This is a genomic window from Diaphorobacter ruginosibacter (genome assembly GCF_014395975.1).
GTDB lineage: Bacteria > Pseudomonadota > Gammaproteobacteria > Burkholderiales > Burkholderiaceae_C > Diaphorobacter_A > Diaphorobacter_A ruginosibacter.
In genome coordinates, this window is the sequence record NZ_CP060714.1 from 3,272,544 (window position 1) to 3,292,407 (window position 19,864).

General features: G+C 65.9%; 19 protein-coding genes. 10 read left to right on the forward strand and 9 right to left on the reverse strand.

What is annotated here, in order from left to right; all coding sequences use genetic code 11:
* Positions 1 to 111: 111 nt before the first annotated feature.
* Together H9K76_RS14890 and H9K76_RS14895 are read left to right on the forward strand one after the other, a co-directional pair.
* On the forward strand, positions 112 to 1,512 hold the full coding sequence (locus H9K76_RS14890; RefSeq protein ID WP_246475040.1) for a citrate synthase family protein: 1,401 nt from the start codon (positions 112 to 114) through the stop codon (positions 1,510 to 1,512).
* A gap of 309 nt (positions 1,513 to 1,821) precedes the next feature.
* A complete protein-coding gene (locus H9K76_RS14895) occupies positions 1,822 to 2,940 on the forward strand; it encodes an acyltransferase family protein (RefSeq protein ID WP_187596152.1) in 1,119 nt (372 codons plus the stop codon).
* Positions 2,941 to 3,006: 66 nt separating this feature from the next.
* On the opposite strand, the gene H9K76_RS14900 is transcribed toward H9K76_RS14895, so the two are convergent.
* Positions 3,007 to 3,456 carry a CBS domain-containing protein gene (locus tag H9K76_RS14900; RefSeq protein ID WP_187596153.1) on the reverse strand — a complete coding sequence of 150 codons (450 nt, stop codon included), beginning with the start codon at positions 3,454 to 3,456 and terminating at the stop codon, positions 3,007 to 3,009.
* Between the two features lie 115 nt (positions 3,457 to 3,571).
* On the opposite strand from H9K76_RS14900, the gene H9K76_RS14905 reads away from it, so the two are divergent.
* Together H9K76_RS14905 and H9K76_RS14910 are read left to right on the forward strand one after the other, a co-directional pair.
* Complete coding sequence (locus tag H9K76_RS14905) at positions 3,572 to 4,870, forward strand: O-acetylhomoserine aminocarboxypropyltransferase (RefSeq protein WP_187596154.1); 1,299 nt, start codon at positions 3,572 to 3,574, stop codon at positions 4,868 to 4,870.
* 73 nt (positions 4,871 to 4,943) lie between these two features.
* On the forward strand, positions 4,944 to 5,753 hold the full coding sequence (locus tag H9K76_RS14910) for an alpha/beta fold hydrolase (RefSeq protein ID WP_187596155.1): 810 nt from the start codon (positions 4,944 to 4,946) through the stop codon (positions 5,751 to 5,753).
* Between the two features lie 33 nt (positions 5,754 to 5,786).
* On the opposite strand, the gene H9K76_RS14915 is transcribed toward H9K76_RS14910, so the two are convergent.
* Positions 5,787 to 6,530, reverse strand: a complete 744-nt coding sequence (locus tag H9K76_RS14915; protein ID WP_187596156.1) for an HAD family hydrolase — start codon at positions 6,528 to 6,530, stop codon at positions 5,787 to 5,789.
* 80 nt (positions 6,531 to 6,610) lie between these two features.
* Between H9K76_RS14915 and hemH the strand changes: the two genes are divergently transcribed.
* The 6 genes from hemH (at position 6,611) to H9K76_RS14945 (ending at position 11,608) form a co-directional block, all read left to right on the forward strand.
* Entirely contained in the window at positions 6,611 to 7,633 is a 1,023-nt protein-coding gene (hemH, locus tag H9K76_RS14920) for a ferrochelatase (RefSeq protein WP_246475041.1), read from the forward strand.
* Positions 7,634 to 7,681: 48 nt separating this feature from the next.
* Positions 7,682 to 8,398, forward strand: coding sequence for a glutathione S-transferase N-terminal domain-containing protein (locus H9K76_RS14925; RefSeq protein WP_187596158.1), 717 nt, complete (start codon positions 7,682 to 7,684; stop codon positions 8,396 to 8,398).
* A gap of 51 nt (positions 8,399 to 8,449) precedes the next feature.
* Positions 8,450 to 9,403: a sulfurtransferase gene (locus tag H9K76_RS14930; protein WP_187596159.1), complete on the forward strand. Its 954-nt coding sequence runs from the start codon at positions 8,450 to 8,452 to the stop codon at positions 9,401 to 9,403.
* A 27-nt stretch (positions 9,404 to 9,430) separates the two neighbouring features.
* Positions 9,431 to 10,528 carry a YeeE/YedE thiosulfate transporter family protein gene (locus H9K76_RS14935; RefSeq protein ID WP_187596160.1) on the forward strand — a complete coding sequence of 366 codons (1,098 nt, stop codon included), beginning with the start codon at positions 9,431 to 9,433 and terminating at the stop codon, positions 10,526 to 10,528.
* Between the two features lie 50 nt (positions 10,529 to 10,578).
* Entirely contained in the window at positions 10,579 to 10,758 is a 180-nt protein-coding gene (locus H9K76_RS14940) for a hypothetical protein (RefSeq protein ID WP_187600661.1), read from the forward strand.
* A gap of 265 nt (positions 10,759 to 11,023) precedes the next feature.
* Positions 11,024 to 11,608: a BPSL1445 family SYLF domain-containing lipoprotein gene (locus H9K76_RS14945; protein ID WP_187596161.1), complete on the forward strand. Its 585-nt coding sequence runs from the start codon at positions 11,024 to 11,026 to the stop codon at positions 11,606 to 11,608.
* A gap of 278 nt (positions 11,609 to 11,886) precedes the next feature.
* On the opposite strand, the gene H9K76_RS14950 is transcribed toward H9K76_RS14945, so the two are convergent.
* The 7 genes from H9K76_RS14950 to H9K76_RS14980 all read right to left on the reverse strand — a co-directional run bounded on the left by H9K76_RS14950 (position 11,887) and on the right by H9K76_RS14980 (position 19,855).
* Complete coding sequence (locus tag H9K76_RS14950) at positions 11,887 to 12,885, reverse strand: rhodanese-like domain-containing protein (RefSeq protein WP_187596162.1); 999 nt, start codon at positions 12,883 to 12,885, stop codon at positions 11,887 to 11,889.
* Positions 12,886 to 12,980: 95 nt separating this feature from the next.
* Entirely contained in the window at positions 12,981 to 13,871 is an 891-nt protein-coding gene (locus H9K76_RS14955) for an alpha/beta fold hydrolase (RefSeq protein ID WP_187596163.1), read from the reverse strand.
* A gap of 89 nt (positions 13,872 to 13,960) precedes the next feature.
* Complete coding sequence (locus H9K76_RS14960) at positions 13,961 to 16,147, reverse strand: 3-hydroxybutyrate oligomer hydrolase family protein (RefSeq protein WP_187596164.1); 2,187 nt, start codon at positions 16,145 to 16,147, stop codon at positions 13,961 to 13,963.
* 79 nt (positions 16,148 to 16,226) lie between these two features.
* Positions 16,227 to 17,291 (reverse strand): branched-chain amino acid ABC transporter permease, encoded by a 1,065-nt coding sequence (locus H9K76_RS14965; protein WP_187596165.1) that lies wholly within the window; start codon positions 17,289 to 17,291, stop codon positions 16,227 to 16,229.
* A 28-nt stretch (positions 17,292 to 17,319) separates the two neighbouring features.
* A complete protein-coding gene (locus H9K76_RS14970) occupies positions 17,320 to 18,345 on the reverse strand; it encodes a branched-chain amino acid ABC transporter permease (RefSeq protein ID WP_425489595.1) in 1,026 nt (341 codons plus the stop codon).
* Positions 18,342 to 19,076, reverse strand: coding sequence for an ABC transporter ATP-binding protein (locus H9K76_RS14975; RefSeq protein WP_187596166.1), 735 nt, complete (start codon positions 19,074 to 19,076; stop codon positions 18,342 to 18,344). The genes H9K76_RS14970 and H9K76_RS14975 overlap by 4 nt, the downstream gene beginning before the upstream one ends.
* Positions 19,073 to 19,855: an ABC transporter ATP-binding protein gene (locus tag H9K76_RS14980; protein WP_187596167.1), complete on the reverse strand. Its 783-nt coding sequence runs from the start codon at positions 19,853 to 19,855 to the stop codon at positions 19,073 to 19,075. The genes H9K76_RS14975 and H9K76_RS14980 overlap by 4 nt, the downstream gene beginning before the upstream one ends.
* Positions 19,856 to 19,864 lie beyond the last annotated feature (9 nt).

A 19,864-nucleotide genomic window follows, 5' to 3' on the forward strand; every position in this document is an offset into this window, starting at 1 on the left:
GAGGTTCTACGTGCATTCGGAATGCGTTCATTGCAGCAGCCGTGGACAGGTGGGTCAATCTTGATCGGGCCGATCAATGCCTGCATCGCGCATCGCCCCGCCGGATAATGCATGGCAGACACATCTCGCATTCACCACCAACCACCGGAGATGACCACCCGCTCTTCCCCCATGGCGGCCCCTGGCCCCGCCGACCCGGCCGAGACTCCATGGATTTCCGCGGAGCAGGCCGCGTCCATGCTGGGCGTGAAGCGCTCCAGCCTCTACAGCTATGTGAGCCGGGGACTGCTGCGCGCGCAACGCCTGCCGCAGCACAGGGGCAGCAGCTACATGCTGGCCGACGTGGCCCGGCTGGCACGCCAGCGTTCGGCCATCCGCAATCCGTCCAAGGTCGCCCAGTCTGCCCTGGACTGGGGACAGGCCGTGCTGCCTTCGTCGATCACGCTGGTCAAGGACGGACAATTCCACTACCGGGGCCGGAATGCCGTCGCGCTTGCGGAGCGCGCAACACTGGAGGAAACCGCAGCCCTGCTCTGGCAATGCGCGTCTGCCGACATGCCGCAATCGCCCACATGCCCCCAGCAGGATGCGCAGGTGGCCGTACCCCCCGGCCGCCTGCCGGAACCCGAGGCCGTGCTGGGCCACTGGCACCGGCTGAGCCTGGAGCCCGGAGTCCTGCCCCAGGCCGACGGCGCCTCCTCGATGGCACAGGACATGGCGCGCAACATGGCACTGGTGCATCGCATGTGCGCGGCCCTGCTCGGCCTCCCGCACGACATGCCGGCCGTGGGCTCCATGCCTGTTCATCGCATCCTCCAGCGCCACTGGAAACTGGATGACCACGCGGCGGATCTGCTGCGCCGCGCGCTGGTGCTGTGCGCGGACCATGAGCTCAATGCCTCGACCTTTGCCGTGCGCGTGGTGGCATCGACGGGCGCGCAGCTGCATGCCAGCCTGGGCGCCGGCCTGGCAGCGCTTTCGGGCCCCCGGCACGGAGGAATGACGCAGCTGATCGATGCCCATTGGGACGAGTGGCACGGCGGCGGCGATCGGCAGCAGGAACACAGCGGTTCTCCGCCGCCGATCTCTCCGCATCTTCAAGGCCTGCTGCACGAAACCCAGACCGGCAGCACGCCCAGCTATTGCGCCGGCTTCGGCCACCCGCTCTATCCCGATGGTGATCCGCGCAGCATGGCACTGATCGCCGCCATGCCGCCCCTGCCCGCCGTACGTCGCCTGACGGCAACCGTGCTTCAGCAGACCGGGCTGCATCCCAGCCTGGACTATGCGCTCGTCGCCGTGCAGCGCAGCCTGGGACTGCCGCAGGGCGCGGCGTTCCTGCTGTTCGCACTGGGACGCACCGTGGGCTGGATCGCGCATGCCCGGGAACAGTCCGAAAGCGGGCAACTGATCCGGCCCCGTGCGATCTATGCCGCAGGCGAGGCCGAACTCGAAAATGCCCCGGCCAAGGCGCAGCCCCTGCCCTCCTCGCGCATGGTGCGGTTTCGCTGAAGGCGACAACCTGCTCTGGTGTTTGCCCTACTCCCACGAAGCTCTTTCCCCGCTTCCCGGTAACAATTTGCATGGATAATGGGCCCGGGCCGCGATGCAGATCGTGGTCTGGCAACCCGTTACAGCGTTCGTAGCGCCCCTTGTTTCTTGCTTTCCAAGATCGGCATCGATTTCCTGCCGATGCCGTCCGCCGCGCCCCGCGCGACAGATGCCGCCCTCTTGTTGCGCAAGTGGTCCGAGGCGACTGCTCTCCCGCGAAAGCCCTCCACGTCCATGCGCACTTCCAGGCCAGAGGCAACCATTGACTGGTTGCAGGCTCTCCGCGGCTTTGCCGCACTCTCTGTCGTCATCACCCACGCCGGCTGGACCATGGTGCAGGCGTCCAACAACGAGATCGCATGGAACTACCTCGCCCATGGCGCGCTCGGGGTCGACCTGTTCTTCGTGATCAGCGGCTTCATCATGTATCTCACCACGCGCGGCTGCGACGGTTCGCGCCGCTATGCGGCCGAATTCGGCATCAAGCGGTTTGCACGCATCTGGCCGTTGTTCTTCGTGGTGAGCATGGTCTACCTGGGCATGGCATGGTGGCGTGCAGGAGCACTGCCGCTTGAGCAGGTCGCGAGCACGGCCAGCCAGCTGGTATTCCGGCCCGTCAGCCCCAAGGCGTCGGAATTCTTTGGATTGCCGGTCGGCGTGGCATGGACGCTGTGCTTCGAGGCCTTCTTCTACGTCGTGATCGGCCTCTCGCTACTGTCCCGCAGGTGGCGCTGGTGGATCGTCGCCGCGCTGCTGGCGCCGGGCCTGGTCCTCTATCCGCTGCTCCAGCAGGATGTCAATCTGTCCTTCTATCACCAGCCGGCCATTCTTCTGAGCCACTACCTGAACCTGGTGGTCAATCCGATGGTCTGGGAGTTCGTGCTGGGCCTCTTCGCAGGGTGGCTCTATACCGCACAGTGGTCCGCTCCGCCGCGGCCTCTCGCCATCGCCCTCATCCTGGCATCCGCCGCAGCCTTCGCCACGATTCCCGCCACGCACACGGCCACGCTCTACGGCCCCACCATCGAATACGGCGGACTCACGGTCTTCGCCATCTTCCTGATGATCGCGCTCGCCAGCAAGACGCTGCAGCTCCCCGTGAACCGGGCGCTGGTCTGGCTGGGAACGATTTCCTACTCACTCTACCTCACGCACAAGCTGGGCTTTCTTGGTGCTGCACAGATCACCAGCTGGCTGGATATCCGTGACGCGGGAGTCCGTGACTGGGTGGGTTTCGCGATCCACCTCGCGTGCGGCGTGCTTGCCGGCGCACTGTTCCACCGTGCAGTGGAGGTGCCCCTGTCCTCATGGACCCGCAAGGCCCTGATGCAGTGGGTGGGGAAACGCACCGGGCCAACCTTCGCGGGTCCGCAGGCCACCCCCGTATGAACTGCAGCTTTGGCTTAGGACGAGCGGGGCGGTCAACACGCGTGACCACCCCGCGGTCACGCAAGGTCAGACCGACTGGTTCTGCTCCGGCCAGTCGCGGATATAGGCCTTGAGCAGCTTGTTCTCGAAGTTCTGGCTGTCCACGACGGCCTTGGCCACGTCGTAGAAGCTGACCACGCCCATCAGCATGCGCTTGTCCATCACCGGCATGTAGCGGGCATGGCGGTTGAGCATCATGCGACGCACCTCGTCCATGTCGGTTTCCAGCGTGCAGGTGAGCGGCGCATCGTCCATGGCGCTGCGCACGAGCATGGTGCCGACGCTGCCGCCATTCTTCACCAGCGCCTGGATCACTTCACGGAAGGTGAGCATGCCCACCAGGTCACCGTGCTCCATCACGACCAGCGAGCCGATGTCCTTCTCGGACATGGCATCCACTGCGCGCGCCAGGGGCTCGTCGGGGGTGACGGTGTAGAGGGTGTTGCCTTTGACACGCAGGATATCGCTGACTTTCATGGGGTATCTCCTTAGGGCCTGCTACGCATATGTGTCGCATACGAGCGGCTGCTGGCCGAATCTTCCAGAAATATAGCCCACAATGACGGCCAGTTTGAACACTTTGGAGACATGAATGCCCGGATATTCCGACCCCGGCTTCGATACGCTGTCGCTTCATGCCGGCACGCAGCCCGATCCTGCCACCGGCGCGCGCGCCGTGCCGATCCACCTGACGACATCGTTCGTCTTCGAGTCGAGCGACCACGCGGCCAGTCTCTTCAATCTGGAGCGCCCGGGCCATGTCTACAGCCGTATCAGCAATCCGACCAACGCGGTGCTGGAGCAACGTGTCTCGGCACTCGAAGGCGGCGTGGGCGCGATCGCGGTGGCCAGTGGCCAGGCCGCGCTGCACCTTTCGATCGCCACGCTGATGGGTGCGGGCAGCCACATCGTGGCGAGCACGGCACTTTATGGCGGCAGCCAGAACCTGCTGCACTACACCCTGGCGCGCTTCGGCATCGAGACCACCTTCGTGAAGCCCGGCGACATCGACGGCTGGAAGGCCGCCGTGCGTCCCAACACCAAGCTGTTCTTCGGCGAAACCGTGGGCAATCCGGGCCTCGACGTGCTCGACATCCCGACCGTCTCGCAGATCGCACATGAGGCGGGCGTGCCGCTGCTGGTGGACTCCACCCTCACCTCGCCCTGGCTCATCAAGCCCTTCGAGCATGGCGCGGACATCGTCTACCACTCGGCCACCAAGTTCCTGTCAGGCCACGGCACCGTGGTGGGCGGCATCGTCGTCGACGGCGGCAGCTTCGACTGGGAAAAATCCGGCCGATTCCCCGAGCTGACCGAGCCCTACGACGGCTTCCACAACATGGTCTTCACCGAGGAAAGCACGACCGGCGCCTTCCTGCTGCGCGCCCGCCGCGAGGGCCTGCGCGATTTCGGCGCCTGCATGAGCCCGCACACCGCCTGGTTGATCCTGCAGGGCATCGAGACACTGCCCCTGCGCATGGAAAAGCACATGCGCAATACCGAGAAAGTGGTGCAGTTCCTTGCCAGCCATCCGCTCGTGGGCCGCGTAGGCCATCCGATGCTGGAGACGCATTCGTCGTACACGCTCGCCCAGAAGCTGCTGCCGCGCGGCGCGGGCTCGGTGTTCAGCTTCGACATCAACGGCAACCGCAACCAGGGCAAAAAGTTCATCGAGACGCTCAAGGTCTTCAGCCACCTGGCCAATGTGGGGGACTGCCGCTCGCTCGTGATCCATCCCGCCAGCACCACGCACTTCCGCATGACCGACGAGGCTCTGGCACAGGCCGGCATCGGCCAGGGCACGATCCGTCTGTCGATCGGCCTCGAGGATGCAGACGACCTGATCGACGACCTGAAGCGCGCATTGAAGGCCGCCGAGAAGGCTGCGTAAGCCTGTTGCGGCCCCATACCGTCCCGCCTGCAGACACTGAATTCGCATTTCGAGAAATTGAGGAGACCCGCGCATGCACATCGACGTCCATGGCGCCCAGATTTACGCCTACACCGGCGGCAAGCCTTTCGATGCCGCCAAGCCCACGGCCATCTTCATCCACGGCGTGCTGTGCGACCACAGCGTGTGGGCACTGCAAAGCCGCTACCTGGCCAACCACGGCTGGAACGTGCTGGCCATCGACCTGCCGGGCCACTGCAGGAGCGGCGGCAAGGTGCCTCAAACCGTGGAGGACGCCGCCACGTTCATCGGCCAGCTGATGGATGCGGCCGGCCTGCGGAAGGCCGCGCTCATCGGCCATAGCTGGGGCAGCCTGATTGCCATGCAGGCCGCGGCGCAGCTCGGGGAGCGCGTGAGCCACCTTGTGCTGGTGGGAACCGCATCGCCGATGAAGGTCTCTCCCGCGCTGCTCGAATCGGCGGTGAAGTCGCCCGAGCAGGCCATCCGCATGATCAATGTGTTCTCGCGCGCCACGCTGTCCCCCCCCCATGGTGCGGGAAGCTGGGTCTTCGGTGGCGGCATGGCGCTGGGTCGCCGGGTGCTGGCAAGCAACCAGGACACCAACCTGCTCTACACCGGATTCAAGGCCTGCGACAGCTACGCCGGCGGCGATGCAGCCATGGCCGCCCTCGCCTGCCCTGTGCTGTTTGCGCTGGGCGCCGAAGACCAGATGACGCCCGCCAGGGCCGCGAAAGGCCTGATTGACGCGGCGAAGGCAGCGGGCAAGCAGGTCAGCGTTGCGCAGCTGCCAAGCGGCCACAACCAGATGACCGAGGCCCCCGACGAGACGCTGTTCGCCATCCGCGACTTTCTCGCGCGCTGAAGTCGTGGCGCCGCCATGGGCGGCGTCAGCCCATCAGCGCAGCAACGCGCACAGCTCGGAGAGCGTGCCCACCGCGGCATGCGGACGCACGTCCAGCGTCCAGGGCCTGGCATCCATATTGACCCACGCGGTCTGCATGCCTGCATTCAAGGCGCCCTGCACGTCAAGCGCCGCATCATCGCCCACATGCAGCGTTGCCTGGGGTGCCTGTCCCACGGATTGCGCGGCGGCGTGAAAGATGCGTGCATCGGGCTTGCCCACACCGAAATCACGGGCGTTGAAGGCAGCCTTGAAGAAACGGTCGATGCCGACCCGTCGGATGTCCGCATTGCCATTGGAGAGCGCCACCACGGGGTAGCGGCCCGCCAGGAATTCCAGCGTCTCGAGTGCGTCGTCGAACAGCACGACCTGCTGGCGCGCCTCGAAGAACACATCGAACGCAGGCTCTGCCAGGGCAGGATCGTCGCCGCATTGCAGCAACGCCTCGCGGATGGACTCGCGGCGCATGGCGCTCAGGTCGTGCAACAGTTCGGGGCGCTCCGCCTCCACCTTCATGCGGATGCGGCGCAGCGACTTCGGATCGGGAAAGGCGATCGCCGTCGCCGGCGCGTGCTCGCGCAACCAATCGGCCAGCACTTCCTCGGCACGCGTGATCGTGGGCCAGACGGGCCACAGCGTGTCGTCGAGGTCGATGGTGATGGCCTGGATACGGTCCAGCTCCAGCGTATGGGCCACGGCGCCTGAGGCCGTGGGCTGCGGTGATGTGATCTCTGGCATAGCCTTGGAAGAATAACCCACGAAGCCTTCCCCGTGCCCATGTACGCCCAACGGCATTCCGGCCTGCGACAATGCAGGGCATGCAAGCTTCCCAAGTCGCGAAATCCGCTCCCTCGAACTGCGCCGTCGTCCTTGTCAACCTGGGCACGCCGGACGCGCCCACGGCACCTGCGCTCAGGCGCTACCTGGCACAGTTTCTCGGCGACCCTCGCGTGGTGGAAATCCCCCGGGCCGCATGGCTGCCCATCCTGCACGGCATCATCCTGCGCACGCGCCCGGCCCGTTCGGCGGCCAAGTACGCCTCGATCTGGATGAAGGAAGGATCGCCGCTCGCCGTCTGGACCGCCCGGCAGGCCGTGATGCTGCGCGGCTGGCTTGGCGAGGCCGGCCTGCGCACGGTGCAGGTCGTGCATGCCATGCGCTACGGCAATCCAGCCCTTGCGGCGCAATTGCAGTCGCTTCAGGACCAGGGGGTGGACCGCATGCTGCTGCTGCCCCTGTACCCCCAGTACTCCAGCACCACCACGGCCAGCGTCGTCGACGAGGTCTACGCCTGGCTTGCCAGGAAGCGCCGCATGCCCGAGCTGCGTTTCGTGAACAGCTACCACGATCATCCCGCCTACATCAAGGCCCTGGCCGAGACCGTGCGCAAGCACTGGAGCCAGCAAGGCGGCCCAGCCGACAGGCTGGTGATGAGCTTTCACGGCATTCCCGCGCGCAACGTGGCCCTGGGTGACCCCTATGCGGACGAGTGCCGCACCACCGCGCGCCTGCTGGCGGAGGAGCTCGGTCTCCCCGACGAGCAATACCAGCTGACCTTCCAGTCGCGCTTCGGCAAGGCGAAATGGCTGGAACCCTATACCGAGCCCACCCTGGTCGACATGGCAAGGCGAGGCATCGGCCGGGTCGACGTGATGTGCCCTGGCTTCACCAGCGACTGCCTCGAAACGCTCGAGGAAATCAACCAGGAGGCACGAGAAGCCTTCCTGCATGCAGGCGGCAAGGAGTTTCGCTACATTCCGTGCCTGAACGACAACCACGCATGGATCAGCGCGCTCAGCACCATCGCCCAGGAACACCTGGGCGGCTGGACCGGGCGCTGAGCCGTGTGCATCCGCCCCCAGACCCAGACTCCCAGACCCATCCACACCATGACCTCATCCGCCCTCGACGCTTTCCAGATCACGCGCAAATGGCCCGCCCGGCATCCCGGGCTGCTGCAGCTGTATTCGCTGCCCACGCCCAATGGCGTGAAGGTGTCGATCATGCTGGAGGAGACCGACCTGCCCTACGAGGCGCACCGCGTGGCATTCGACACGCAGGACCAGATGTCGCCCGAGTTCCTGTCGCTGAACCCGAACAACAAGATCCCGGCCATCCTCGACCCGAACGGTCCGGACGGCCAACCGCTCGCACTGTTCGAATCGGGAGCCATCCTGGTGTACCTGGCGGGCAAGACCGGCCAGTTGCTGCCGCAGGACGAGGCTGGCAAGTTCCACACGCTGCAATGGCTGATGTTCCAGATGGGCGGCGTGGGGCCGATGTTCGGCCAGTTGGGCTTCTTCCACAAGTTCGCCGGCAAGGAATACGAGGACAAGCGTCCGCGCGATCGCTACGTGGCGGAGTCGCGCCGCCTGCTCGGCGTGCTCGACGCGCAATATGCTCGCCACCAGTGGGTGGCCGGCGACGACTACACCATCGCCGACATCTCCATCCTGCCCTGGGTGCGCAACCTGAACGGTTTCTATGAAGCGGGTGACCTCGTCGGCTTCGGTGACTTCAAGCATCTGGCGAAGGCGCTCGCGCGTTTCGTGGCGCGCCCCGCGGTGCAGCGCGGGTTGCTGATTCCGGCGACGCCCACGCCCTGAACTGCCGCTCAGAAACCCCGCACCGCGCCCCTGCACGCCCACGCTCCACCCATGAAAGCCATTCTCGTCTTCACGGCCGCCCTGGCAGCGGCCCATGCCACGTGGGCCGCGCAGCCGCTGCTGACGCCCGCGCAGCTGCAGCCCATGCTGCGCAATCCGGACCTGCGCGTGATCGACATCCGCGATCCTCAGAGCTTCGAGATGGGCCACATCGAAGGTGCCGTGAATGCACCCTACGGCCAGTGGCTCGGGCCTGCGGGCAACATCGGCATCGTGCCCGAACTCGCGGCGCTGACGCGGCTCGTGCAGTCCGCCGGGTTGACGCCCAGGACCCATGCGGTGGTGGTTTCCAGTGGCGTGGACGCGGGCGACTTCGGAGCGACGGCGCGCGTCTACTGGACGCTCAAGAGCCTCGGGCTCACGGAACTGTCCATCCTCAACGGCGGCATGATGGACTGGGACAGCGAGGGCGAGATGACCGACATGGGCCCGGGCACGCCCGTGGCACCCAGCCAGTTCGCGCCACGCTTCAACCCCGAGTGGCTGGCCACGCGCGACGAAGTCAAGGAGAGCCTCCGCAAGAACAGCGCCCTGCTCGTGGACGCGCGGCCCGACGTGTTCTACCTGGGCAAGTTCCGTGCGCCGATGGCCCTGGTCGCAGGCACCCTGCCGGGCGCGAAGCAGCTCGACTTCAACCAATGGTTCGTGCCCGGCACCGCCCGCTTCGCCGACGTCGAGAAGACCCGCCAGGTCGCGACGCAGTTCCAGAGCACCCAGAACCCGCAGGGCAAGCCCCTCATCACGTTCTGCAATACCGGCTACTGGTCGGCGACGGACTGGTTTGCGTTCTCGGAAATACTGGGCCGGAAGGACGTCCGCATGTATGCGGGCTCGGCGGTGGACTGGACGCAGTCCAAGGAGCCACCGCCAATGGACAACCAGCCCAGCCGGGCCGAATCACTCGCCTATGACGCGCGCCAGTGGTGGAACCGGAAATTCAAGTAAACGCCCCTTGCCCCGAATAACAAGACTATGAAACGACTTCCGCTCGCGGTCCTGCTGGCCGTGTTCCTTGGCTGGCTGCTCTGGACCGTTTCCGTGCGCCAGGCGGCCCTGTTCGCCATCGGGCTGGGGCTCGGGGCGGTGCTGGCCGGCCAGCGCTTTGGCTTCACCACCGGCTGGCGCATCCTCATCGAGCAAAAAGAGGCCAGCGGCGTGTTGGGCCAATTGCTGCTGCTCGCGCTCGCGGCCGCGATGGCGATGCCGCTGCTGGGGCACTATCCGGAGCTGACCGCAGCGCTGGGCCCGCCCAGCGTGAGCCTGCTGGTCGGGGCCTTCGTGTTCGGCCTGTGCATGCAGATTGCCGACGGCTGCGGCAGCGGCACGCTGTACAAGGCGGGCATGGGCATCCCGATGAACACGGCCGTGCTGCCGATGTTCGCGATCGGCAGTTTTCTCGGAAGCCTGCACCTGGGCTGGTGGCTCGACCTCGGCGCGATGCAGCCCGTGGGCCTTGTGACCACATGGGGCTGGCAGAAGGCGCTGGCCGCCACGCTCGGCGCGCTGGCATTGGTGGCTGCCGGTGTGGTGCTCTACACGCGCAGTGCGAACGCCCGGGCGGGGCATCGCCAGAAGCCGCTGTTCCTGCGCAAGTGGATGCTGGGCGCCGTGTTGCTGGCGCTGCTTGCCACGCTCAATCTCGTCGTCGCGGGCCAGCCCTGGGGCGTGGTCTACGGCTTCGGGCTCTGGGCAGCGAAGATGGCCGGTGCGACCGGAGCCATGGACCTTTCGCAGAACTGGTTCTGGAGCCAGCCCGGCAATGCCGCGCGACTGCACGAGACCGTGCTGCTGGATGTCACGAGCATCACCAACATCGGCATCCTGGGCGGCGCGCTGTGGATCTCTGCCGGCAAGCCGGCATCGGCCAAGGCCCTCACCGGCACGCAATGGATCGTCGCGCTCGTGGCGGGGCTGGTTCTCGGCTACAGTTCGCGCCTGGCCTTCGGCTGCAATGTGGGGGCGATGTTCTCGGGCATTTCCACGGGCAGCATCCATGGCTGGATCTGGGTTCCGCTCGCCTTCATCGGCACGATCTTCGGACTGCGCATCCGCCGCCACTTCGGCATGTGATGCCCAGGCACCCGGCAGCAAAGAAACGAACACGCTTGCACATCGACATCATGGCGCGAACACCCTACACAACTCTGCGCACCGGCTTCTGGCTGGTGCTGGTGGCTTTCCTCGCGTGGGACTACTGGGCCTCCCCGCCCGTGGACCTGCGCTTCGAGGCGCCGCTGATCGCCGCCGGATCGGGCCAGGAAATCCATGGCGGCCATTGCTCCATGCCCGGAGCCAAGTGAGGCCCTGAGCCCGTAAACACGCTCTGGAGGACACCAGTGGATGCCAAAGCAACTGAGCCGCGGCGCATTTTGTAGGCGAAAGTCGCATAGTGGTGTGCACATCAGTACAAATTTGAAACAACGCAATAGCATCAGTCATCCTGAATCAGGCAGTGGACCTGCAACCGGCACACAGGGCCGCTTGCAGGTCGCGCTCTTCGATAAGGACATGCACCCCCACGCTACCGGTGGGCGCATCCCCTCAAACAGATAAGGAAGGACTGTTATGCGTACTATTTCCCTGCGTACCGTTGTGATGGCTGCTGCAGTTGCCGTGGGCAGCATGTCGATGGTGGCCTGCACCACCACCAAGACCGACACCGCCGCTGCCCCGCGCATGGACAGCACCACGATCAACACCCGCGCCAATGCAGCGCTGGAACGCCTCTACACCACCGCCCCGGGATCCAAGGAAATGATCGCCAAGGCCAAGGGCGTGCTGATCTTCCCGTCCGTGGTGGGCGGCAGCTTCGTGGTGGGCGTGGAGCATGGCCGCGGCGTGCTGCGTGAACATGGAACCAACACGGCCTTCTACAGCACGACGGGTGCCTCCATCGGCTGGCAGATCGGCGGCCAGTCCAAGGCCGTGATCTATGTGTTCAACACCGCGGAAGCCCTTGCCAAGTTCAAGGCCAGCAACGGCTGGACCGCCGGTGCCGATGCACAGGTGACCGTCGGCCGCGTGGGCGCGAACTCCTCGATCGACACCACGACCGCGCAGGAGCCGGTGGTGAGCTATGTGCTGACCAACGTGGGCCTGGAAGCCGGCGTCTCGCTGAACGGCTCCAAGATCACGCGCGTGGTCGAGTAAGAGCGAGCCTGATCCGCCAGGCTCTCTGGGGCCTGGCAGACGGACGACACACCCTTGCGGTCAATGCCAGTCAGTTAAGCGCTGACTGGCATTTTCTTTGTAGGGAACGTTTGGGCTTATCTTGAATGGCATGGGCCACTCGGGGCGGTTTTTCTTTGCCTAGGTCTTTTTTAGGACAGAGGCCGGGAGCCCCCGGCGGGGCTGTCCCGGCCTCTGTCCTCAAACAAAGAAAGAGAGCAGAAGTAGCCCCCCATCGCAGACCCCGCAACCAGACTGCCTCAGGAAATCAGAGGCCCGTGCGACTCGACGGCCTCGGTCCCCTGCTCCGGTAGGTCCTTGCCCTCCACCTCAAACCCGGCGGCCTGCCATGCGTGCAGCCCCCCCACCAGCGGCCGCACATTGGTGAAGCCCGCGCGCTGCAGTTGCTTGGCGACGCGTGCCGCGGAGATCTCGTGAGGGCAGTCGCAATACACCACCATGCCATGCGGGTGCTGCTGCTGGGGCATCAGCGGCTCGTGCGGCAGATCGGACTGCTTGGAGAGCGTGCGCCATGACTGCGCGCGCGGAATGCGTCCGCGCTGGTATTGCGAGAGGTCCCGCACGTCGATCACCGTGGGATACACGCCCTGCGCATTCAGTCCCGCGAGCTCCTGCACGGAGATACGGGGCATCTTGAGCGAACGCAGGGTGCGCGTGCGCTGCCACCACTTGCGCGCAAGGAACACGACGAAGGCCACCGCCAGCAGCAGGATGCCCCATTGGCCAAGCGCCGTGAGCACATCCAGCAGATCCTGCACCGTGCTGCTGAACAGCGACCCCAGGAACACGGCCGACCCCACCCAGATCAGCGCACCCAGCGTATCGAAGAAGATGAAGGTGGCGAGCGGCGTGCCCACGGTTCCCGCAAGCGCGCTGGCGATGGAGGCGAAGCCCGGGACGAACTTGGCGATCAGGAGCGACTTGGGACCCCAGCGTCCGTAGACCGATTCGGTCTGGCGGATGCAGGCATCGGGCGAGAGCGAGATGCGGCAGATGCGTCCCAGCACGGCACCTCCGTAGGCCTGACCGGCGCGATACCAGACCACATCGGCGATCAGCGCGGCCAGCACGGCGATACCCACCAGCATGACCAGCCGCCCGGCATCGGCCCCTTCCAGCGCTCCCGTCACGACCAGCACCGGATAGGCAGGAATCGGGGCACCCAACTGCTCGATCAGCACATTGAGGAACACGATTCCAAAACCGAATTCACGGATGAGGTCGACCAGCCAGGCCATGGCGCTCCCAGGGGATTGGATAGGTTGAAGTGGGCTTCAAGAAGTGAAGCCGCCATGCTATCCGCGCACCAGTGACCTTGTCGAATCAAGGTTGATCAAACGGCCCCCGCGCGTTGCAGGTTGCGCACAACCGCATCAAAATGCGGCTGCACGTTGAGTGCCGGCGCATGGCCGCAATCGGGCACCTCGATCCATTCGAGCAGGCCGGTGGCGCCGGGGCCGCGCGTGCGCATCTGCTCCGCCACCTCGCGCAGCACCAGGTCGGAGTCCACGCCGCGCATCAGCAGCACCGGGATGTCCAGTGCGTCGTAGTGCTGCCAGATCAGGTAGTCGTTCTCGTGCTCCGTGAATTGCTGCGTGATCGCGGGATCGTAGTGCGGCGTCACGCGCCCGTCGGCCAGGCGGCGCGTGCTGGTTTCGGTCAGCTTGCGCCATTCCGCGTCCGACAGCCAGCCGAACGGCTCGTAGGCCGTGCGGAAGAAGGCCTCCAGCTCCGCCATGGTGGCAAAGGCCGGCGGGGTGCCCGCATACTGCCTGATGCGATCCAGCGCGGCGCTTGCAAGCTGCGGTGCATTGTCATTGAGCACCAGGGAGACGATGCGCCCGCGCAAGCTGGGCTCGAACAGGCCCGAGGCGCAGACCGTGCCGATCGCCCCGCCCATGGACGTGCCCACCCAGTGCGCCCGCTCGATACCCAGCGCATCCATGAGCTCGCGTGCCACGCGTGCATAGAAGCGCAGCCGGTATTCCTCGCGCGGGTCCCGGCTCCACTGGCTGAACCCGCGGCCAATGGTGTCGGGGCAGATGACCCGGTAGCCCAGGCCCACCAGGAATTGCGCCAGCGCATCCATGTCGCGGCCCGTGCGCGCCAGGCCATGCCACGCGATGACGACGGGCGCATCCGGCTTGCCCCAGTCCATGAAGTGAACCTCATAACCGGCACAGTGCACGTATCGAGAGAGGCAAGCCACCATAGTTCCATCCATCCTTCTTCCTAAGCGGTGCTCCGGGCGCCCCGGGGATCCCCTGGGCAACGAGGAGCACCGCACCCGATGCACCGACCGGCGTGCGCCGGTTACTCAGGCACCTTGATCGACGTTCCGGCAAACCCGATCTGGTTCGCCGTTGCCGCCGTCATTGCAAACGCGGGCACGTTGGCCGCGGTGATCGCCGTGGCCGCGCCCGGCGTGCCGCCACGCGGCGTGGTGTGCACGACCTGGCTGCCCGGCAGCGCCTTGCCGCTCTTCAGGTGATCCCACATCACATCCATGGCCTGGTTGAAATAGGGATGCAGCGGCACGAAGCGCGTGTCGAAGCCGGCGAACAGCAGGAACGCGTCGAAGTGCTGGGCATTCGTCACCTCGATGTAGCGCAGGTTGGACTTCGCGCCCTCGATGGTCTGGTTGAGCGCGGTGTAGGCGCGAGCGTTGTTGTTCACCGGCACGAGTGCATCGCTGCGCCCCGCCACGATGATCGCCGGCTTGCCACGCAGATTGCCACTCGCCAGCACTTCTGCAATGCCCGCGCGCACGGCGTCGCTCTGCCCCTTCGACGGCTTGCTCTCCGCCGTGAGCGCGGCGCCGGTCACAGGGTCCTTGCCGCTGACCAGCGCATGCTGGCACAGCGCGTTGTCAAGGCCCAGGTCGGCCACGCCGGTCGATGGCGAAACAGCCAACGCCCAGGACTTCGCCCCGCCGACCGAGTCGTTGTAGATCACCGTGGCCGGCGTGCCGTTGGCGGTGCCGTTGGCGATCGCAAAGCTCTGCGCGAGCGCCGCCGATGCGGCAGGCACCACGTCACCCGTTGCGTTGGCCGCGCCGAAGCTGCTGTTGCAGAGGTTCGCGTCCGCGGCGAAGCGGCCGTAGGCCATGGTGTACATGGCCGAGAGGATCGGCCCGTTGCCCAGCGCATAGTGCGCGTTGTGCATCTGGTCGTTGTCCCTGGTCCATCCATAGGCACGCAGCTTGGCGAGCGCATCGGCCGCACGCTGCGCGGTGGTCTGGCCCTGCACCAGTCCCTTGGCGGCCAGGCCGTCGCAGCGTGCGGTGGCGCGGGCCGTCATCGCGGTCAGGCCGATGTAGTTGTAGATCGACGTTTCGTTGATCGCCGCGTCAGCCGCCAGCGCAGCGCATGGCTGGTAGATATTGCCGTAGGTGGTGTAGTCGGCCAGGGTCCTGCCGTAGCCGCTCACCGCCGCGCCGCCGAACTGGATGCCGTAGGCCGTCGAGTTCGGCATTTCGGTCACGGGTTCGGATGCGACCACGCCGTCAATCAGGCCGTCGCCATCGAGCTCCGCCGCCCGCAGCACGGCCGCGCCGCCATTCGATGCCGACCCGCCGATCACCAGCGTGTTGCCCTTGTTGAACGGCACCGGATTGTCCGCCTTGCCGAACTGCTTGTTGATCACGTACATCGCATAGCGCGCGGCGGCCAGCGTGTCGTTGCCCCAGTCCTTCTCGGGGTTCTGCTGTGAGTGCGCGTGCTTGATCGAGATGCGGTTCGGGAATGCCGCGTTGTATGCCGAGCGCGCCGCATCCGTCAGGTTCGCGGCATAGTGCGCAAGCTTGCCCGCAGCGGTGCGCGTGGCGCGCGTGCCGTCGATCCGATTGACGGTATCGTCCGAGAGATTGTGCAGGCCGACGCCCTTGCCCGCATCGGTCAGGACCACCGCGCAGCCCTTCTTCAGCCCCCACTCGCCCGCCGTGCCGATGGCTCCATACAGGCCGCGCGATCCCGAGGACGGGCCCAGCACGACGCAGGGATTGGCACTGTCGAAGCTGTCGGGCACCTGCACCGCAATCGCGGTCTGCTTGCGGCCCGAGCCATCATCCAGCACGGCAAGGTATTCGCGGCCCGGAATCAGGCCTTCGCCCTGCGTGACCGTTCCATCGGGCTTCACGTTCGGCCCGTAGAGGGTGCCGTAGCCACCGCCTACCGTCGGATCGAGAATGCCGCGGTAGTTGGAATACAGTGCGTTGCGGCGCAGTTCGGCAGCCGTCGGGTTGGCCGGATCGGCATAGGCGGGGGCGGCAGCCGCGCCCAGGCCGGTCTTGCCGATGCCACCGGTGAGCAGGTCCTGCGCGGCGGCCGTGCTTCCGGTGCCGGCCGCAGTGGCGGGATAGGCCGTGGTGCTCAGCTCGGTGATGCCTCCGGGCAGGTCGTTGCTCACATGGGACGAGCCGCCTCCGCAGGCCGCCAGCGTGGCGCAGGCCAGCGCAGTGAAGCTCCACCGTCCACTCTTTCTCTTCCAGGCAGTTGTCATGCTGTTGTCTCCTCGGGTTGGGTTGGATGAATAAGCACTGTCACAGAACAATCTTCACGCGTGCCCGCACGAGCCCCGCTCAGGACCGGGCACGCGCGGATCTCAGGCGCCCCACTACGCCGGTGGGGAAGTAGTACACGGAAAGCACGAAAAGCACGCCCAGCCACAGCAGCCAGCGGTCGGGCGACAACAAGGCGGACAGCCAGGGAAGGCCGCTGGTCGCGTCATGCGCAATGCGCAGCAGATCCTGCAGGTAGCTCTGGGCAATGACGAACAGCACCGAGCCGATCACCGCCCCGTACATCGTGCCCATGCCGCCTATCACGACGATCAGCAGGCAGTCCATCATGATCTCGAACGAGAGCGATGTGTCCGGACCGTTGTAGCGCAGCCAGAGGGCCAGCATGGCGCCGGCCAGCGTGGCGAACAGCGCGGACAGGACGCTCGAGAGCGTGCGGTACACCACCACGCGGTAGCCGATGGCCTCGGCGCGGAACTCGTTCTCGCGAATGGCCTGCAGGACGCGGCCGAACGGCGAATTCACGATGCGCAGCAGCGCCAGCAGCAGGACCACGGCCAGCACGAACAGCAGGTAGTACGTGAGGATACGGCCGTCGATGGTGACGCCGAGCACGTCGTTCTCGAAAGGCTCGAAGCTGGGCGACAGCCACTGCGGCAGCTTGAAGGTGAGCCCGTCCTCGCCGCCCGTCCAGTCCGAGAGCTGCGACGCCAGCGTCTGGAACGCAGCCGCGACGGCCAGCGTGATCATCGCGAAGAAGATGGCGCGCACGCGCAGCGAGAACAGGCCGATCGCCAGCGCCAGCACCAACGACACCAGCAGCGCAGCCCCCACGCCGGTGAACAGCGCGGTCCAGGTCGCGCCCAGCCGCGTGGTCGCTATCGCGATGCCGTATGCACCGATGCCGAAGAACATGGTCTGGGCGAAGCTGACGATGCCGGTGTAGCCGAGCAGCAGGTCGAAGCTCGCCACCAGGACGATGAAGACCAGGATCTTGGCCGCCACGTTGAGCGCCTTCACGCCCGGAAACGCGAACGGCGCCACGGCCAGTCCCACCAGCACGGCCAGCAGCAGCACCGCGAGGATGCGGCTGCGCGGGAAGTCTGCGGAGAGCAGTCGGTTCATGAACCACATGGTGTCTGCACTCCCTTGCTCAACGGCTCGTCACCGGATAGACGCCCTGCGGCCGCCACAGCAGGATGGCCACCATCAGGGCGATGTTGGAAAACAGGGCGACCTTGGGGGCGAGAAACCCGGTGTAGTTCGCCATCAAACCCACGAGCAGCGCCCCGATCAGCGCACCTCCGGTGCTGCCCAGGCCGCCGATGATGATGACGATGAAGATCAGCACATTCACCTGCGCGCCCATCTGCGGCACCACGTTCTGCTGGTACAGGCCCCACATCACCCCGCCCAGCCCGGCAAGTGCCGAACCCGCGACGAACACGCCGATGAACAGGCGTCGAATGCGGTAGCCGAGCGACTCGACCATTTCCCGGTCCTGCACGCCCGCGCGGATCAGCAGGCCGATCTTGGTGCGCGAGAGCGTAAAGGCCAGCAATGCGAACACCAGGGTGCCGACCGCCACGGCGAACACGCGGTATTTCTCCACCGCCGCATCGCCCAGCAGCCACGCGCCCTTCACGGCCTCCGGCAGCGGCAACGGCACCTGTTCGGGCCCCCAGATCACCTTGATCAGTTCTTCCCCGATGATCATGCCGCCCATGGTGATCAGGATCTGCTTGAGATGCTGGCCGTACACGGGGCGCACGATGAAGCGCTCGAACGCAAGCCCCAGTGCCCCGGCCACGAGCATGGCCACCAGCATTGCCGGAAACACGGCCATCAGGTTGCGCCAGAGCTCGCCCGACTGCGTGTAGTCCCCCATCAGCGCGAACACGCTCGTGGCAACGAATGCCCCAAGCGCGATGAAAACGCCGTGGCCGAAGTTCAGGACGTCCATCAGGCCGAACACCAGCGTGAGGCCCGATGCGATGATGAAGATGATCATGCCCATGGCCAGCCCTGCCACCGTGAGCGTGAGCCAGGTGCTTGGCGAGCCGATGAAGGGCAGCACCGCCAGTGCGAGCAGCGGCACGAGCGCCAGCGGCTTCCAGTCCAGGTCGCGCCGCGCAAGCGGCATGTCGTCGTTGGGGTGGATCGGGTCGTTGGCGCTCATATGCTCAGCCCCAGTAGTGATTGCATGAGTGCCTCGTCCTGCGCCAGCGCCGCCATGCGCCCCGCATGCACGATGCGGCCGTTGTCCATGATGGCGACCTCGTCGCCCAGGCGCTTGGCGAACTGCGTGTTCTGTTCCACGAGGATGATGGTGCAGCCCGCGGCCTTGAGCGCCGAGAACGCATCGATCATGTTGTTGATCATTGCGGGAGCAAGACCCTTGCTGGGCTCATCCACGATGAGCAGGTCGCGCGGCTCCACGATGGCGCGCGCCACCGCGACCATCTGCTTCTGCCCGCCCGAGAGCTTGCCCGCGGGGTGGTTCCAGAATTTCTTCACGGCAGGGAAAAGCGCGAAGATCCAGTCCAGCCGGGTGCTGTCCATCTGGCCTGCGTGGCTTGCGCCGCGCGCGGCGAGCAGCAGGTTCTCCTTCACCGTGAGGTCGGCGAAGATGCCCATGTTCTCCGGCACATAGGCAATGTTCAGCGTCGCGATCGCGGGCGTCGCCAGCTGCGTGATGTCTCGGCCCGCGTAGTGCACCGATCCCTGCGATGCACGCCACAGGCCCATGATGGTGCGCAGCGTGGTGGTCTTGCCCGCGCCATTGCGCCCGAGCAGCATCGTGACCTCGCCGCGCGGCACGGCAAGATCGACGCCATGCAGGATGTGGTACGCGCCAATGTGCGTGTGAACGCCCCTGAGTTCGAGGAGCAGGTCGGTTCTTGCGGTCATGCGTTCACCTCGCTGCCCGGCATCACGTTCGCCACGCCCAAGTAGGCCTGCTGCACCACGGGTGATGCAATCACCTCGGCCGGCTCGCCATCGGCCACCAGCGTGCCGTTGTGCAGCACGATGATGCGGTCGGCCAGTTCGCGCACCACGTCCATCTTGTGCTCCACGAGAAGAATGGTCTTGGATTTGTCTTGCTTGAGCTTGCGGATCAGGTCCAGGATCACGGGCGCTTCGTCATGGCTCATGCCTGCCGTGGGCTCGTCGAACATGTAGACCTGGGGTGCAAGCGCCATGAGCAGCGCGACCTCGAGCTTGCGCTGGTCGCCGTGCGGCAGCGACGCCACCGGGTCGTCTCTTCGGGCGTCGAGGGCCACGCCCGCAAGGATTTCCTCCGCGCGTTGCTGCAGGGCCTTGTGGTCGCTCCAGATGCTCCAGAGATTGAGGCCATGGCGATGCCTGCCCTCGTGGATGGCCTGCACGGCAAGGCGCACGTTCTCCACAACCGAGAGATGCGGGAACAGGTTGGTGAGCTGGAACGCGCGGCCCAGGCCCGCCCGGGTTCTGGCCGAGGCCGGTTGCGTTGTGAGCTCGGAGTCTCCCAGCCAGACCCGTCCCTCGGTGGCCTTCAACTGGCCCGATATCAGGTTGAAATAGGTGGTCTTGCCTGCGCCGTTGGGGCCGACGATGGCGGTCAGCGTACCTGGCTGGAAGCTGCAGGTGACGCCGTTGACGGCCACGTGGCCGCCGAAGCGGATGGTGAGGTTTTCTGTTCGCAGCATGTCTTGTTT

What these genes read in the sequence shown, in the direction of transcription:
- H9K76_RS14890 (WP_246475040.1), top strand. Translation starts at nt 112, where the DNA reads ATGGCAGACACATCTCGCATTCACCACCAACCACCGGAGATGACCACC.
- H9K76_RS14960 (WP_187596164.1), bottom strand. Translation starts at nt 16,147, where the DNA reads ATGACAACTGCCTGGAAGAGAAAGAGTGGACGGTGGAGCTTCACTGCG.
- H9K76_RS14975 (WP_187596166.1), bottom strand. Translation starts at nt 19,076, where the DNA reads ATGACCGCAAGAACCGACCTGCTCCTCGAACTCAGGGGCGTTCACACG.
- H9K76_RS14950 (WP_187596162.1), bottom strand. Translation starts at nt 12,885, where the DNA reads ATGGCCTGGCTGGTCGACCTCATCCGTGAATTCGGTTTTGGAATCGTG.
- H9K76_RS14935 (WP_187596160.1), top strand. Translation starts at nt 9,431, where the DNA reads ATGAAACGACTTCCGCTCGCGGTCCTGCTGGCCGTGTTCCTTGGCTGG.
- H9K76_RS14900 (WP_187596153.1), bottom strand. Translation starts at nt 3,456, where the DNA reads ATGAAAGTCAGCGATATCCTGCGTGTCAAAGGCAACACCCTCTACACC.
- H9K76_RS14940 (WP_187600661.1), top strand. Translation starts at nt 10,579, where the DNA reads ATGGCGCGAACACCCTACACAACTCTGCGCACCGGCTTCTGGCTGGTG.
- H9K76_RS14980 (WP_187596167.1), bottom strand. Translation starts at nt 19,855, where the DNA reads ATGCTGCGAACAGAAAACCTCACCATCCGCTTCGGCGGCCACGTGGCC.
- H9K76_RS14970 (WP_425489595.1), bottom strand. Translation starts at nt 18,345, where the DNA reads ATGAGCGCCAACGACCCGATCCACCCCAACGACGACATGCCGCTTGCG.
- hemH (WP_246475041.1), top strand. Translation starts at nt 6,611, where the DNA reads ATGCAAGCTTCCCAAGTCGCGAAATCCGCTCCCTCGAACTGCGCCGTC.
- H9K76_RS14910 (WP_187596155.1), top strand. Translation starts at nt 4,944, where the DNA reads ATGCACATCGACGTCCATGGCGCCCAGATTTACGCCTACACCGGCGGC.
- H9K76_RS14915 (WP_187596156.1), bottom strand. Translation starts at nt 6,530, where the DNA reads ATGCCAGAGATCACATCACCGCAGCCCACGGCCTCAGGCGCCGTGGCC.
- H9K76_RS14925 (WP_187596158.1), top strand. Translation starts at nt 7,682, where the DNA reads ATGACCTCATCCGCCCTCGACGCTTTCCAGATCACGCGCAAATGGCCC.
- H9K76_RS14955 (WP_187596163.1), bottom strand. Translation starts at nt 13,871, where the DNA reads ATGGATGGAACTATGGTGGCTTGCCTCTCTCGATACGTGCACTGTGCC.
- H9K76_RS14905 (WP_187596154.1), top strand. Translation starts at nt 3,572, where the DNA reads ATGCCCGGATATTCCGACCCCGGCTTCGATACGCTGTCGCTTCATGCC.
- H9K76_RS14965 (WP_187596165.1), bottom strand. Translation starts at nt 17,291, where the DNA reads ATGAACCGACTGCTCTCCGCAGACTTCCCGCGCAGCCGCATCCTCGCG.
- H9K76_RS14930 (WP_187596159.1), top strand. Translation starts at nt 8,450, where the DNA reads ATGAAAGCCATTCTCGTCTTCACGGCCGCCCTGGCAGCGGCCCATGCC.
- H9K76_RS14945 (WP_187596161.1), top strand. Translation starts at nt 11,024, where the DNA reads ATGCGTACTATTTCCCTGCGTACCGTTGTGATGGCTGCTGCAGTTGCC.